The following is a 12,353-nucleotide window of genomic DNA, read 5'->3' as shown; positions in this document are numbered from 1 at the left end:
TGTTTTAATTATTCCCCGTACTGATTATTCTTCATAATCAGTACGGGGCTGCTACAACATCTATTACTCTTTCACGACAATTAACGGTTCAATATCACTCTCTTTTTTGATGACCAGTGATTCATCACCGCGCAAGCAAGTACCGCCGTAGTTGCCGCCAACGGTGAAAGTACATACCTGGATGTATTTACCGTCCACTTTCGGCAAGCACCACAGTTGCTGGTAAATGTTTTTCTGCTCGGCAAATTTACCGCTGGTTTTATCCAGCACCTCTTCATGATGGCTGACGAGGTCGATGTTACTGCCACAGCGACCGGCGATCGGTTTCACTGCGTAACCTGTTTTTACCAGTTCATCATTAACAGTGAAATCGGTATCCAGTAGGTAACGATGGTGCGGGAACAGCGACCAGAGGATCGGCAGAATCGCTTTGTTGCCGGGGATCACCGTCCACAGCGGCTCAAAGACCAGCACTTCCGGGCGCAGCAATACGTCAATTAAACGCACTTCATTTTGCGGATGACCGGTACGGATCGGCACCGCAGCAAACTCACGGTCGCTAACTTCACGAATCTGATCAAACGCGGTTTCCCACGCCCAGGTTTTCCACACGCAGTTAACCAGTCGCCCTTCCCCATCAATCAGTTGCCCGGCAGCATCCCAGCCCAGTTCATCCAACCCACGCAAGATACGCGTTTCAAAGCCCGCCTGTTGCAGCGCCTGCTCCATAAACTGTGCGTGATAGTTCTCCTCGATATCTTTGTCCTGCATGATATGGACAAACGGACGTGCACGACTGTGTTTCCAGGCACCAGCCAGTTCGTTAATCAGCCCTTCCGCAGGATTGAAGCCGTTGCCTTTATAGCCCTGCTCCGCCCAACGTTCGAGGATCAAGCCCGCTTCGGTATGACAGGAGGCGGAATCGGCGTTGTATTCGTAGACTTTCAGGCCGCGCTCATCCATGCAGAAATCCATACGACCGGTGATCATATGGTGGCGACGACGCTGCCAGGAGAGGCGCAAACGCGGCCAGAGGATTTTCGGAATGTCGAACAGCGCCAGCAGATTGTCATCTTTCAGCACCTTGTCGGTAGCGTGAAGATACATCAAGTGCAGCTCGTTGGTGGCTTTAATCAGCTCCTGTTCGGCACTCTCGGTAATGGTGTAAAAATGATACGGATCCTGATTGATCACTTGACCGTTCGCCTGCACGTAGGCGTTTTGCAGCGGATCTTTTTCATCCAGCCATTTACCATCAAACTGGCCGTTGTTTTCCAGGCGCTCCCCGCTGATTTTCAGCAGATCAGCTGCAATTTCCGGCTGCGGTAAGCTGTATTCGGTATCTTCCGTCTGGATCATCCAGCCCAGAATAGTGGTGTCATCAAAGGTGTCTTTGAGAATATAGCAGCCGTTTTCTACCACCATCTCCAGCTCGCGTGTCCACTGTTGCCCTTGCGGTAACGGGGAATGAATCACGTTCTGTTCCGCAATACGGACTTTGTTGCCATGCAATTGGGTAATGATGGCGACATGGCCAGTGTCTTTAAATTCACCGCCTTTATCCCAGATAAGAAGCGCACCCGCGACCGGCGCACGCGGCGAGCCGTTAGGAAATGCCTGCAATGGCAGGATGTTGTCATTAACCACTTCACGCAGGAAGCGCAGCGAGAAAATCTCCCACGCCATACCCACGTCAGTGAAGACCACACCGTAATTCAGAAAGAGAAAACGGCGAGCAAATTCAACGCATTGCCATTTGTGGCCCATATATTCGTCGTCGATATAGCTACGGAATACGGCGTCATCTTCGTATTCCTGCGGATCGAGAGAACTGTAATCTGAAGAGTAGATTGCTACCCCACCTGGGGCGTAGCCCAATAATGTCCCGAACGGGGCATCCTGGCTGGTCGTTCCTTTGCTCATCACTTTACCTTTAACAATACAACCTAAGCAGTTGGCGTAATTGTTGTGCTCTGATTACCTGCTCAGCGACATTAACCGGACAGAGGTCAGACTAATCATACACCTCATCGCAGCGGCTGGCGCAAAGGGTTAAAAAATTCACATTCTGTACAGCAAGTGACCTGCTACACTGCTTCAACACTACCACTCAGAAGGCAACTCACTATGACAGACAATACTTATCAGCCCGCGAAAGTCTGGACGTGGGATAAATCCGCTGGCGGCGCGTTCGCCAATATCAATCGCCCGGTTTCTGGTCCGACGCATGAAAAAACGCTGCCGGTGGGCAAACATCCGCTGCAACTCTATTCGCTGGGAACGCCAAACGGACAGAAAGTAACGATTATGCTTGAGGAGCTGCTGGCGCTGGGCGTTACTGGTGCAGAGTACGACGCCTGGCTGATTCGTATTGGCGATGGCGATCAATTCTCCAGCGGCTTTGTCGAAGTGAACCCAAACTCGAAGATCCCGGCGCTACGCGATCATACCCATACTCCGCCGATCCGCGTGTTTGAGTCTGGATCGATTCTGCTTTATCTGGCGGAGAAATTTGGCTACTTCCTGCCGCAGGATCTGGCGAAACGTACTGAAGCAATGAACTGGCTGTTCTGGTTACAGGGTGCCGCGCCGTTCCTCGGCGGTGGTTTTGGTCACTTTTACCATTACGCGCCGGTGAAAATTGAATACGCCATCAACCGCTTTACCATGGAAGCCAAGCGCCTGCTCGACGTGCTGGATAAGCAACTGGCGCAGCATAAGTTTGTTGCGGGCGATGAGTACACCATTGCAGATATGGCGATTTGGCCGTGGTTTGGCAACGTGGTGTTAGGTGGTGTGTATGATGCCGCTGAGTTTCTTGATGCGGGCAGTTATAAGCATGTACAACGCTGGGCGCAAGAAGTGGGCGAACGTCCGGCGGTGAAGCGTGGGCGTATTGTTAACCGCACCAACGGACCGCTGAATGAGCAGTTGCATGAGCGCCATGACGCCAGTGATTTCGAGATGAATACGGAAGATAAGCGTCAGGGGTAAGGGTTGGTGTTCGTCGCAGCAAGCTATCCAGGCCGGATAAGGCGTTCACGCCGCATCCGGCAATCGTGCACAATGCCTGATGCGACGCTGTCGCTCTTATCAGGCCTACGAAAACTAATCATCACGCGCTGGTAATGTCGTAATCCATTTGGCGCAGTGCGTCTAATGTGGCTTTGGCTTCGTCTTCGTCGATGATGCTCATGGCAAATCCGACGTGCACAAGTACCCACTGGCCCAGCAGATCGGCAGGATTACCTTCACAAATCAGGGCGATATTCACGTCGCGCTTGATACCACATACTTCAACCTGCGCAAGCTGGTGAATATCTTCACCGACAGCCAGCACCTGGCCTGGAACGCCAATACACATTGTTAACTCCGGTTATTCAACTTCAATACTTTTGACGATCAGCGAATCGCCGGTATCGACACGCAACCGCTCGCCATGACAGAGCGGGCATTGCGCATCGTGCTGATGAATCTCCACCACCTGGCTGCAATCCCAGCACCAGGCTTGGGCGGGTTTATAGACGATATGTAAATCGCACCCTTGCGCCACCGTTCCGTGGCAGACAATTTCAAAACTAAAACGGACGGCGCTCTCCTCAACGCAGGATAGCGCGCCAATTTCCAGCCACACGGCGGTGACGCGCTTAACATCGTGCTGCTCCGCCTGCCGTTGGATAATTTCAACGGCGCTCTGGCAAAGCGACAACTCATGCATTTTCGCCACTCCTGCGGCCAAAGAGCAGGGCACGACGCCCTGCGTGTGGTACATCCGGATTGGTGACCGGCAGCGAAAGGATCATCCGCGCGCAGTCATCCGTCAGGCGTTGGCCCTCTTCAATCGACATGCTATGCGAAAGCGGCGACATCAGCGAGCAGGAGAGGTATTGCGAAACACCGTCCAGTTCACCAACAGTAAAGGTCATGGTGCCATACGGCAGTTGCAGACCAATTTTTTCACTGACTTTGCGCAGTGGCCAGAGTTGATCCGGGCCGGGGAAGATAACTGCACTCAGCATCCACGGGGTGATTACACACCCCGTCCACTGACCTTCGAACAGCGTAAAGTCAGAAACATACACTGGCATTGAAGGATGCAGAAAAGAGAGATCGTGCATCGAACGCCGGGCAATTTCTTCAAACGCTGCCTGTACTTGCGCCTTCGGGGAGGTCTGGAAACCTGCTATCTCTTCAGTCATGAGTCGCCTCCCGTGGGATAGCTTCCACGCCTGATTCGCGCAGCGCAGCCAGGACCTGCTCAAGCGCAGGTTCAATCATCGCTTCAACCGTTGGTGTCAAACCGATGTGCGGCTCCAGCGATTCCGGGATCACGCCGACCAGGGTCAGTTTTTTCGGAAACTCACCGGTGAAGCGCAGGGCCGACAATACGTCGGCCAGGCCAAGCTGATGCGGAGAGATTTTGTTGGTAAACAACGCCGGAACTTCTTCATCCCGCAGGATCATCATCGTTCCCGGCGCGTTCTTTTTCGACACAATGGCATCGGCGATAATCAGATGATCGCGATTTGCCATGTCGCCAAGCAGCTCCATTCCCGCCGTGCCGCCATCGAGGATCTCAACATAATCCGGCAGAATGTATCGTTGCTCTAATGCTTCGACAATCCGCACACCGATGGCTTCATCGGTCAGCAAAATATTGCCAACCCCTAAGACTAAAATACGCATTACAGTACCTTCACTGAAACCACTTCGTTGCCGTCGGCATCCACTACGTGTACCGCACAGGCCATGCACGGGTCAAAGGAGTGAATGGTTCGCACGACTTCCAGCGGTTTATTCGGATCGGCAACCGGCGTACCCACCAGCGACTGCTCGTAAGGACCGACGTCATCATTGAAGTTACGCGGGCCAGAGTTCCAGGTTGATGGAACAACTGCCTGGTAGTTACTGATAATACCGTCTTTGATCACCATCCAGTGAGAGAGCATACCGCGCGGTGCTTCAAGGAAGCCAACACCTTTGAACTCACCCGTTGCCGGAATGTTCGGCTTAACAAAGGTGGTGTGATCGCCTTTGCCGATATTGGTGATCAGTGCACTGTATTGATTTTGCAGGATATCCTGCAATTCGCAGCAGTGAACGGTACGACCAATAATACGGCCCAGCGTGGAGTGCAGCTGCGCCACTTCCAGCGTGTTGCCTGTCAGTTTCTGATAAATCGCAACGATTTCATTCAGTTTGTTTTGGGTAGACTCGCGTCCTGCCGCCAGTTTCACCAGCATGTTAGCCAGCGGACCCACTTCTACCGTTTTGCCGTAGAAAGTCGGTGATTTCACCCAGGAATATTTACCGTCGTCAGACCAACCGTCGTAAGCCGGAATGGTGGTACCTTCCCACGGTGCCTGCGGCGCTTCGTCTTTATACCAGGAGTGCTTCGCGCTTTCCTGAATCCCTTTGATCAGGTATTCATCGGAATGAGAAGTGATCGGACGGTAAGTCGACAGATCGGCATTCTGGATGTAGCCGCCCGGGAACAGGAAGCTACCGTTTTTGCTGTCGGTCGGAAATTCCGGCACGCTCAGATAGTTCACAGCACCTTTACCGCGCGTCAGCCATTCCGGGTAGAACGCGGCGATAACCGCGGTATCAACCTTATAAACCTGCTCAACAAAGTCGCTCAGTTTGTCGATGAAAGACTTGATGTACATCAGGCGCTCAAGGTTCAGCACGCCCAGACCGTCGAGGTTGATTGGGTTCGCGACACCACCTACCGCCAGGTTCTGAATGTGCGGCGTTTTACCGCCCAGCAGCGCCACGACGCGGTTAGCGTCACGCTGGCACTCCAGCGCTTGCAGGTAGTGCGCTACCGCAATCAGGTTCACTTCCGGCGGCAGTTTCATTGCCGGGTGACCCCAGTAGCCATTGGCGAAAATACCCAACTGACCGCTGGCAACCAGATCTTTGATCTTGTTCTGAACTTTGGTGAACTCTTCCGGGCTGTTCAGATGCCAGGTCGAAACGCCTTTCAGCATTTCGGAGGCTTTGGTTGGATCAGCTTGCAGTGCAGAAGTGATGTCCACCCAGTCCAGCGCCGAAAGCTGATAGAAATGAACGATATGGTCATGCGTAGTGTGCGCAGCCAGAATGATGTTACGGATGTATTGCGCGTTAACCGGAACGTCGATATTCAGCGCACTCTCTGCCGCACGGACAGAAGACAGCGCGTGAGTGGTAGTACATACGCCACAGATACGTTGCACAATCATCCATGCATCGCGCGGATCGCGGTTTTTCACGATCTCTTCCATGCCGCGCCACATGGTACCGGAAGCCCATGCTTTCGAAACGACGCCATTTTCGATTTCGCAATCGATGCGTAAATGCCCTTCAATTCGGGTTACCGGATCAATAGTAATTCTCTGGCTCATGCTTTGCTCGCCTCATGACGATTATGATCGTTTTGTTTTAAAGGAGGAAGTATCGGCAGTAGACGAATGAGTACGATGTAAGCGCAAATCTCAATAGCCACAAAACCAATAGAAATCAACAGTTCTTCCCAGGTCGGGAAGTAGGCGTAACCGCCGCCCGGGTTGAATGCCACCAGCGAATAGGTCAGACGCCAGGTTGCACAACCTAACAGTGCGCTCAGTGCTGACAGGAACAGCATGCGGGAATCATTACGCAGCTTCGCCACACGCAGAACAACCAGTGGGAAGAGCATCAGCAGGACTTCAATCCAGAACATCACGGAGTAGAAGTCACCGGCAAACGCTAACGACAGCTTGTCGCGATAGATCAGCTCGCCAAAGCGCAACACGATGAAAATCGCCAGCAGCACGCTGATAGTGTTGGTCAGCTTGACGAACAGGCTCTTCTCATCCGGACCGTTGCCACGCAAACCCGCCTGTACCAGCGAACCTTCAAAAATGACAATCGAGAAGCCCATGATGAACGCCGTCAGCAGCGAGAACAGCGGCAACATTTCATAGCTTTGCCACAGTGGATGCACCTTGTAGCCCGCCGAGATCATCAGCGACCCCATTGAAGACTGGTGCATAGTTGGCAGCAGCGCACCAAGTGCAATGATGAAGAACATCACCTTATTCAGACGTTTGAGCGACACCTTCCAGCCCAGACGTTCAAACAATGCCGGAGCAAATTCCAGTGCCATCACGCCGATGTAGATAGTCATACAGACCGCCGTCTCGAACAGTACCGAGTTCACGTTGAAGTGACCCGGAATGTAGAAGTACGGCAGGTTCCAGTAGCGACCCACGTCGATAGTGATCGACAAGCCACCCAGTGAGTAACCAAACAGACTTGCCAACAGTGCCGGACGTACCAGCGGATGGTATTGCCCACGGTTAAAGACGTATACCGCCCACGCCAGCGCCCAGCCGCCACAGGCGAAGCCGGTGCCGATCAGCAGGTCAAACGCGATCCACACGCCCCACGGGAAGCCGCCGTTCAGGTCAGAGACAGAGCCCAGACCGAACACCAGACGCTTCACAATCAGGAGCATACAGATGACGATTAACGGTCCAAAAATCATGACCGGTTTACTGATGATTTTGCCGCCCAGCGGTTGTGGATCATGACTCATGATCGTCTCCTCCGTCGTGATGGTCGTTTTTGGTGTTGCGACGAACCAGCACGGTTAAGCCCGCCAGCACAGCCAGTGGTAGCATCATGCCTTTATACAGGGTGTGTTGAACATGTTCGGAACGCGCACCAGTAGAAAGATCGTCCAGTTTCGGCAGGTCGAGATTTTCATAAGGCACACCCGTCAGTACCAGTACCTGAGTACCGCCGCCCTCTTTCTCGCCGTACAGATGCGGATAATATTTCGGCACCGTATGCAGGTAAGTGTCGCCAGATTTCAGCGTCTGACGCGGATAGTGGTATTCGCTGCCAGGCTTCAGCGCCAGACGTTTTTTCGCCTCCGCCATCAGCTCTTCACGCGTACCAAAAATTACCGCGCCCGCCGGGCACACTTCTACGCAGCCAGGCAGACCGCCTTTATCGAGACGTTCCACACCTTTCTGGTTGCACAGCTCGCACTTATGCAGCGCACCAAACGGGTTGTTGTAGTCGTACTTCGGCACATTGTATGGGCAGGCGACCATGCAGTAACGGCAGCCGGTGCACACATCTTTGTCGTAATGGACAATGCCGGTTTTCGGATCTTTTTTCAGCGCAGAAACCGGGCACACTGAGACACAGTTCGGATCGACGCAGTGCATACACTGTTTCTTAATGTACGCATAGCCGTTCTCTTCCTGGTCTTTGTTGACTCCCGTGCCGCTGGTCCACACCTGGATAATGTTATTGGTGTACGGCGACAGTTTGTCGTTGTTCGACCAGGTCTGTTCCCCTTGTGGGTTACGTTCAGGGAAGTTGATATCCTGACACTTGGTGACGCAAGCCTGGCAGCCTACGCACAAGGTCGAGTCGTACAACATCCCCAGCGATCCCGGAATTGGCGGGCGGTTTTCAGCAGCCGCATGACTGACAGACGGCAGCGCGCCCGTCAGCAATGCCCCGCAGGAGGCTGCTTTAATAAAATTACGTCTGTTCACGGTTATTCTCCCCGTGAGTCAGCGTTATCTTTCTTTTGCTGACGACCCAGTTCACGCACCGCCATCACGCTGACACCGGCAACCAGCCCAACCACACCGCCGAGCAAACCGATAGCGCCCGCAGAGACGTTGCCGCCCTCTTTAGCGTTAACATCCGGTTTCTGCGAACGCGGAGTCTGGTTTTCGACGTTGGCAAGCTGATGGATGCCTTTATGGAAGCCGATACCTTCTTCGTTACAGCCATAGCACGGGTGACCAATCGCCACCGGCCACACACCACCAACATCGCAGAATTGCAGCGTTGAGCAGTTGCCGTAAGTTTCTGGCCCTTTACAGCCGAGGTGGTACAGGCACCAGCCTTCGCGGTGGCCTTCATCACCGAACTCTTTGGCAAAACGACCAGCATCGAAGTGCGGGCGGCGTTCGCAGTGTTCGTGAATCAGACGGCCATAGGCGAAAGTCGGACGGTTTTTGTCATCCAGTTTCGGCGGTTTGCCGTAAGTGATGATGTGCGCAACGGTCGCGAGGAAGTTGTGCGGGTTCGGTGGGCAGCCCGGAATGTTGATAACGGTTTTGCCCGGCAGAACTTCTTGCAGGCTGACAGCGCCAGTTGGGTTAACTCCAGCTGCGGCAACACCGCCCCACGCAGAGCAGGAACCGATAGCGATAATGGCTGCTGCGCCTTCCGCCGCTTTGCGGATGTGATCCACAATCGGCTCACCGGCAACCATGCAATAAATACCATTATCTTTTAATGGGATGGAACCATCCACCACTAACACATACTGCCCTTTGTACTTCTCGAGAGCGTTATGTTTGTTCTCTTCGACCTGATGACCGAAGGCGGCGGAAAGCACTTCGTGATACTCCAGAGAGATAGTCTCCAGCACGAGGTTTTCTACCGTTGGATGCGTTGCACGAAGCAGAGATTCCGTACAACCGGTGCACTCCTGCGCGCCAATCCAGATAACTGGCGGACGCTGCGGGTTAGTAACCGATTCGGCCATTTCTGCAGCGGCTTTGCTACTTAACCCCATGGTGGCGGCTAATGCTGCACAAAGCTTCATGAAATCACGACGGTTAATGCCGTGAGAATGGATGAGGGTGTTATCTCCAGTCATTTATAGTTATTCCGTTGCGAAGACCTGGCATATATTTTGCCTCAATCGCAAAATCAATAATGCGATCGATGCGCCATTTACCACACATTTATTATGGTTATCGATATCATGATACTGCGGCGGGGCACTAAAACGAAGGGAATAAGCATTAGTGTAATTAATTAAAGCAAGATAATACGTATGTTTGATCAATTTTCGAGGCGATAACCGGCCATAAAAAAGCGCAACGTAGAACAGGAATTATTCTCACGAAAGAAATCCATTACCATCTCTTTATCCAGTCCATAGCGGCGCGTCAGAATCCCCGCTTCCCAGGCGCTAAGCTGGCGATCTCCGGTCTTTTCGTACATCCGGTGTGAGTAGCCTAATACAAAACCGCGTTTATAATCGGCACAGTATTTTGTCACATTAACCGCACTGTCGGCATGCGTTGCTTTTAATCCCGCCATTAAGCCTTTACCAAAATGGTTATTCATCGTTCACCTCATTCGCTATATATTGTCATATATAGCGATATTTTAGGCAAAGAACGACTTTTGCGCACGCTATTTTTTCATGCTTGTTTAAGACGTAATCCCGTAAGAGATAAACCTATCAGGAGAGATATTTATCGAACCATTTCAGCGTCCTTTGCCAGGCAAGATCGGCGGCAGATTTGTCATAACGGGGCGTGGAATCATTATGGAATCCGTGATTAACCCCCGGATAGATATACGCCTCATAGACCTTATTATTGGCTTTCAACGCCGCCTCGTAAGCGGGCCAGCCCTCGTTGATTCGGGTATCCAGTTCCGCGTAGTGGAGCAGTAAAGGCGCTTCAATCTTCGCCACATCGGCAGTGGGTGCCTGACGACCATAAAACGGCACCGCGCAGGCCAGTTCCGGATACGCGACAGCCGCCGCGTTCGATACACCACCGCCATAGCAAAATCCGGTAATACCCACTTTGCCTGTCGCTTGCGGATAGCGTTGCATAAACTCAATTGCGGCAAAGAAATCATTCATCAGTTTGGTTGGATCAACCTGCTGTTGCAGCTCACGACCTTTATCATCATTACCCGGATAACCTCCAACGGAACTTAAGCCGTCAGGTGCCAGGGCGATATACCCCGCCTTCGCTACTCGCCGTGCCACATCTTCGATATACGGATTCAGTCCACGATTCTCATGCACCACCACCACGGCTGGCGTTTTGCCGCTCATCTTTGCGGGCTTCACCAGATAACCCCGTACCTCGCCGTGACCATTTGGCGAAGAATACGTGATGTACTCAGCAACAATTTCCGGGTCGGTAAACTCTACCTGAGTCGCCAGCGCATAATTTGGCTTGAGCAAATCAAACAACGCTAATGCCGTCATCCCGCCCACCGCATACTTCGCCGCAAGGTTGAGGAACTCACGTTTCGAAATTTTCCCGTGAGCGTAATAGTCGTAGTAATCCAGCAACTCTTGTGGGAAATCTTTAGCGGTCAGACGCGGCATCATTGCACTCCTCAATTGGTGTTTTTTTAAGCAAAGCATAAGCACGTGTTTTTGCCCAGTTTTTCGTCACACTGTGAGCGATGCTACGGGATCCCCCCTGGTAAATCGCTAAACTGGAAACATTGTTTCGAAATTGAATGGTGGAAAGGAGAGGTCATGGTCTGGTTAGCGAATCCCGAACGTTACGGGCAGATGCAATACCGCTATTGCGGAAAAAGCGGTTTACGCCTGCCCGCGTTATCGCTCGGTTTATGGCACAATTTCGGTCACGTTAACGCACTGGAATCACAGCGTGCGATCCTGCGCAAAGCGTTTGATTTGGGCATTACGCACTTTGATTTAGCCAACAATTACGGGCCGCCTCCAGGAAGCGCAGAAGAGAACTTTGGTCGCCTGCTGCGGGAGGATTTTGCCGCTTATCGCGATGAACTGATTATCTCTACCAAAGCCGGATACGATATGTGGCCCGGCCCGTACGGCTCTGGCGGCTCACGTAAATACCTGCTCGCCAGCCTCGACCAAAGCCTGAAGCGGATGGGGCTGGAGTATGTCGATATCTTTTACTCTCATCGCGTCGATGAAAATACGCCGATGGAAGAAACCGCCTCTGCGCTGGCTCATGCGGTACAAAGCGGTAAGGCGCTTTATGTCGGGATCTCCTCTTACTCGCCAGAGCGGACGCAAAAAATGGTCGAGTTGCTGCGCGAGTGGAAAATTCCGCTGTTAATTCATCAACCTTCGTACAATTTGCTGAACCGCTGGGTGGATAAAAGCGGCCTGCTGGATACCCTGCAACATAACGGCGTGGGCTGCATTGCCTTTACTCCTCTGGCTCAGGGATTGCTGACCGGCAAATATCTCAACGGTATTCCTGAAAATTCACGTATGCATCGTGAAGGGAATAAAGTTCGTGGCCTGACGCCGAAAATGCTCACCGAAGCCAACCTCAACAGCCTGCGGTTATTGAATGAAATGGCACAGCAGCGTGGACAATCAATGGCGCAAATGGCGTTAAGCTGGTTGCTGAAAGATGAGCGAGTGACGTCGGTATTGATTGGTGCCAGCCGCGCGGAGCAACTTGAGGAGAACGTGCAGGCGCTGAATAATCTGACATTTAGCACCGAGGAGCTGGCGCAGATTGATCAGCATATCGCCGATGGCGAGCTGAATCTGTGGCAGGCGTCTTCCGATAAATGACCTGTTAATAACG

At 52.5% G+C, this 12,353-nt stretch carries 13 protein-coding genes; 2 read left to right on the top strand and 11 right to left on the bottom strand.

Features of this window, described 5'->3' with window-relative positions; all coding sequences use genetic code 11:
• Positions 1-63: 63 nt before the first annotated feature.
• Positions 64-1,923 carry a bifunctional glutathionylspermidine amidase/synthase gene (gene gss / locus ATB02_RS07410; RefSeq protein WP_105271319.1) on the bottom strand — a complete coding sequence of 620 codons (1,860 nt, stop codon included), beginning with the start codon at positions 1,921-1,923 and terminating at the stop codon, positions 64-66.
• Positions 1,924-2,127: 204 nt separating this feature from the next.
• Between gss and yghU the strand changes: the two genes are divergently transcribed.
• Positions 2,128-2,994 carry a glutathione-dependent disulfide-bond oxidoreductase gene (gene yghU, locus ATB02_RS07405; protein ID WP_105271318.1) on the top strand — a complete coding sequence of 289 codons (867 nt, stop codon included), beginning with the start codon at positions 2,128-2,130 and terminating at the stop codon, positions 2,992-2,994.
• 121 nt (positions 2,995-3,115) lie between these two features.
• On the opposite strand, the gene hybG is transcribed toward yghU, so the two are convergent.
• The 10 genes from hybG to yghX form a co-directional block, all read right to left on the bottom strand.
• Positions 3,116-3,364 (bottom strand): hydrogenase maturation factor HybG, encoded by a 249-nt coding sequence (gene hybG / locus ATB02_RS07400; protein ID WP_000334896.1) that lies wholly within the window; start codon positions 3,362-3,364, stop codon positions 3,116-3,118.
• A gap of 12 nt (positions 3,365-3,376) precedes the next feature.
• Positions 3,377-3,718, bottom strand: a complete 342-nt coding sequence (hypA, locus tag ATB02_RS07395) for a hydrogenase maturation nickel metallochaperone HypA (protein ID WP_000544953.1) — start codon at positions 3,716-3,718, stop codon at positions 3,377-3,379.
• Complete coding sequence (gene hybE, locus ATB02_RS07390) at positions 3,711-4,199, bottom strand: hydrogenase-2 assembly chaperone (RefSeq protein ID WP_000134014.1); 489 nt, start codon at positions 4,197-4,199, stop codon at positions 3,711-3,713. The genes hypA and hybE overlap by 8 nt, the downstream gene beginning before the upstream one ends.
• Positions 4,192-4,686, bottom strand: coding sequence for a HyaD/HybD family hydrogenase maturation endopeptidase (locus tag ATB02_RS07385; RefSeq protein ID WP_001221940.1), 495 nt, complete (start codon positions 4,684-4,686; stop codon positions 4,192-4,194). The genes hybE and ATB02_RS07385 overlap by 8 nt, the downstream gene beginning before the upstream one ends.
• On the bottom strand, positions 4,686-6,389 hold the full coding sequence (gene hybC / locus ATB02_RS07380) for a hydrogenase 2 large subunit (protein ID WP_000083074.1): 1,704 nt from the start codon (positions 6,387-6,389) through the stop codon (positions 4,686-4,688). Before hybC ends, ATB02_RS07385 begins: the two co-directional genes overlap by 1 nt.
• The gene (gene hybB / locus ATB02_RS07375) at positions 6,386-7,564 is read right to left on the bottom strand and encodes a Ni/Fe-hydrogenase cytochrome b subunit (protein ID WP_000017694.1); all 1,179 of its coding nucleotides are present in this window, start codon (positions 7,562-7,564) and stop codon (positions 6,386-6,388) included. The genes hybC and hybB overlap by 4 nt, the downstream gene beginning before the upstream one ends.
• Complete coding sequence (hybA, locus tag ATB02_RS07370; RefSeq protein WP_001081868.1) at positions 7,554-8,540, bottom strand: hydrogenase 2 operon protein HybA; 987 nt, start codon at positions 8,538-8,540, stop codon at positions 7,554-7,556. Before hybA ends, hybB begins: the two co-directional genes overlap by 11 nt.
• 2 nt (positions 8,541-8,542) lie before the next feature.
• Complete coding sequence (hybO, locus tag ATB02_RS07365) at positions 8,543-9,661, bottom strand: hydrogenase 2 small subunit (RefSeq protein ID WP_000145410.1); 1,119 nt, start codon at positions 9,659-9,661, stop codon at positions 8,543-8,545.
• A gap of 188 nt (positions 9,662-9,849) precedes the next feature.
• Positions 9,850-10,137 carry a DUF2623 family protein YghW gene (gene yghW / locus ATB02_RS07355; protein WP_001059139.1) on the bottom strand — a complete coding sequence of 96 codons (288 nt, stop codon included), beginning with the start codon at positions 10,135-10,137 and terminating at the stop codon, positions 9,850-9,852.
• Between the two features lie 118 nt (positions 10,138-10,255).
• Positions 10,256-11,143, bottom strand: a complete 888-nt coding sequence (gene yghX, locus ATB02_RS07350; protein ID WP_001360974.1) for a YghX family hydrolase — start codon at positions 11,141-11,143, stop codon at positions 10,256-10,258.
• 156 nt (positions 11,144-11,299) lie between these two features.
• Between yghX and gpr the strand changes: the two genes are divergently transcribed.
• Positions 11,300-12,340, top strand: coding sequence for an L-glyceraldehyde 3-phosphate reductase (gpr, locus tag ATB02_RS07345; RefSeq protein ID WP_105271317.1), 1,041 nt, complete (start codon positions 11,300-11,302; stop codon positions 12,338-12,340).
• Positions 12,341-12,353 lie beyond the last annotated feature (13 nt).

Origin of the sequence: Escherichia sp. MOD1-EC5189, assembly GCF_002966045.1 — a bacterium.
Classification (GTDB): domain Bacteria; phylum Pseudomonadota; class Gammaproteobacteria; order Enterobacterales; family Enterobacteriaceae; genus Escherichia; species Escherichia coli_F.
This window is presented reverse-complemented; position numbering and strand designations above follow the sequence as displayed.

Bases quoted from the DNA above. Each gene is read 5' to 3' on its own strand.
- gss (WP_105271319.1), bottom strand. From the start codon at position 1,923: ATGAGCAAAGGAACGACCAGCCAGGATGCCCCGTTCGGGACATTATTG.
- yghU (WP_105271318.1), top strand. From the start codon at position 2,128: ATGACAGACAATACTTATCAGCCCGCGAAAGTCTGGACGTGGGATAAA.
- hybG (WP_000334896.1), bottom strand. From the start codon at position 3,364: ATGTGTATTGGCGTTCCAGGCCAGGTGCTGGCTGTCGGTGAAGATATT.
- hypA (WP_000544953.1), bottom strand. From the start codon at position 3,718: ATGCATGAGTTGTCGCTTTGCCAGAGCGCCGTTGAAATTATCCAACGG.
- hybE (WP_000134014.1), bottom strand. From the start codon at position 4,199: ATGACTGAAGAGATAGCAGGTTTCCAGACCTCCCCGAAGGCGCAAGTA.
- ATB02_RS07385 (WP_001221940.1), bottom strand. From the start codon at position 4,686: ATGCGTATTTTAGTCTTAGGGGTTGGCAATATTTTGCTGACCGATGAA.
- hybC (WP_000083074.1), bottom strand. From the start codon at position 6,389: ATGAGCCAGAGAATTACTATTGATCCGGTAACCCGAATTGAAGGGCAT.
- hybB (WP_000017694.1), bottom strand. From the start codon at position 7,564: ATGAGTCATGATCCACAACCGCTGGGCGGCAAAATCATCAGTAAACCG.
- hybO (WP_000145410.1), bottom strand. From the start codon at position 9,661: ATGACTGGAGATAACACCCTCATCCATTCTCACGGCATTAACCGTCGT.
- yghW (WP_001059139.1), bottom strand. From the start codon at position 10,137: ATGAATAACCATTTTGGTAAAGGCTTAATGGCGGGATTAAAAGCAACG.
- yghX (WP_001360974.1), bottom strand. From the start codon at position 11,143: ATGCCGCGTCTGACCGCTAAAGATTTCCCACAAGAGTTGCTGGATTAC.
- gpr (WP_105271317.1), top strand. From the start codon at position 11,300: ATGGTCTGGTTAGCGAATCCCGAACGTTACGGGCAGATGCAATACCGC.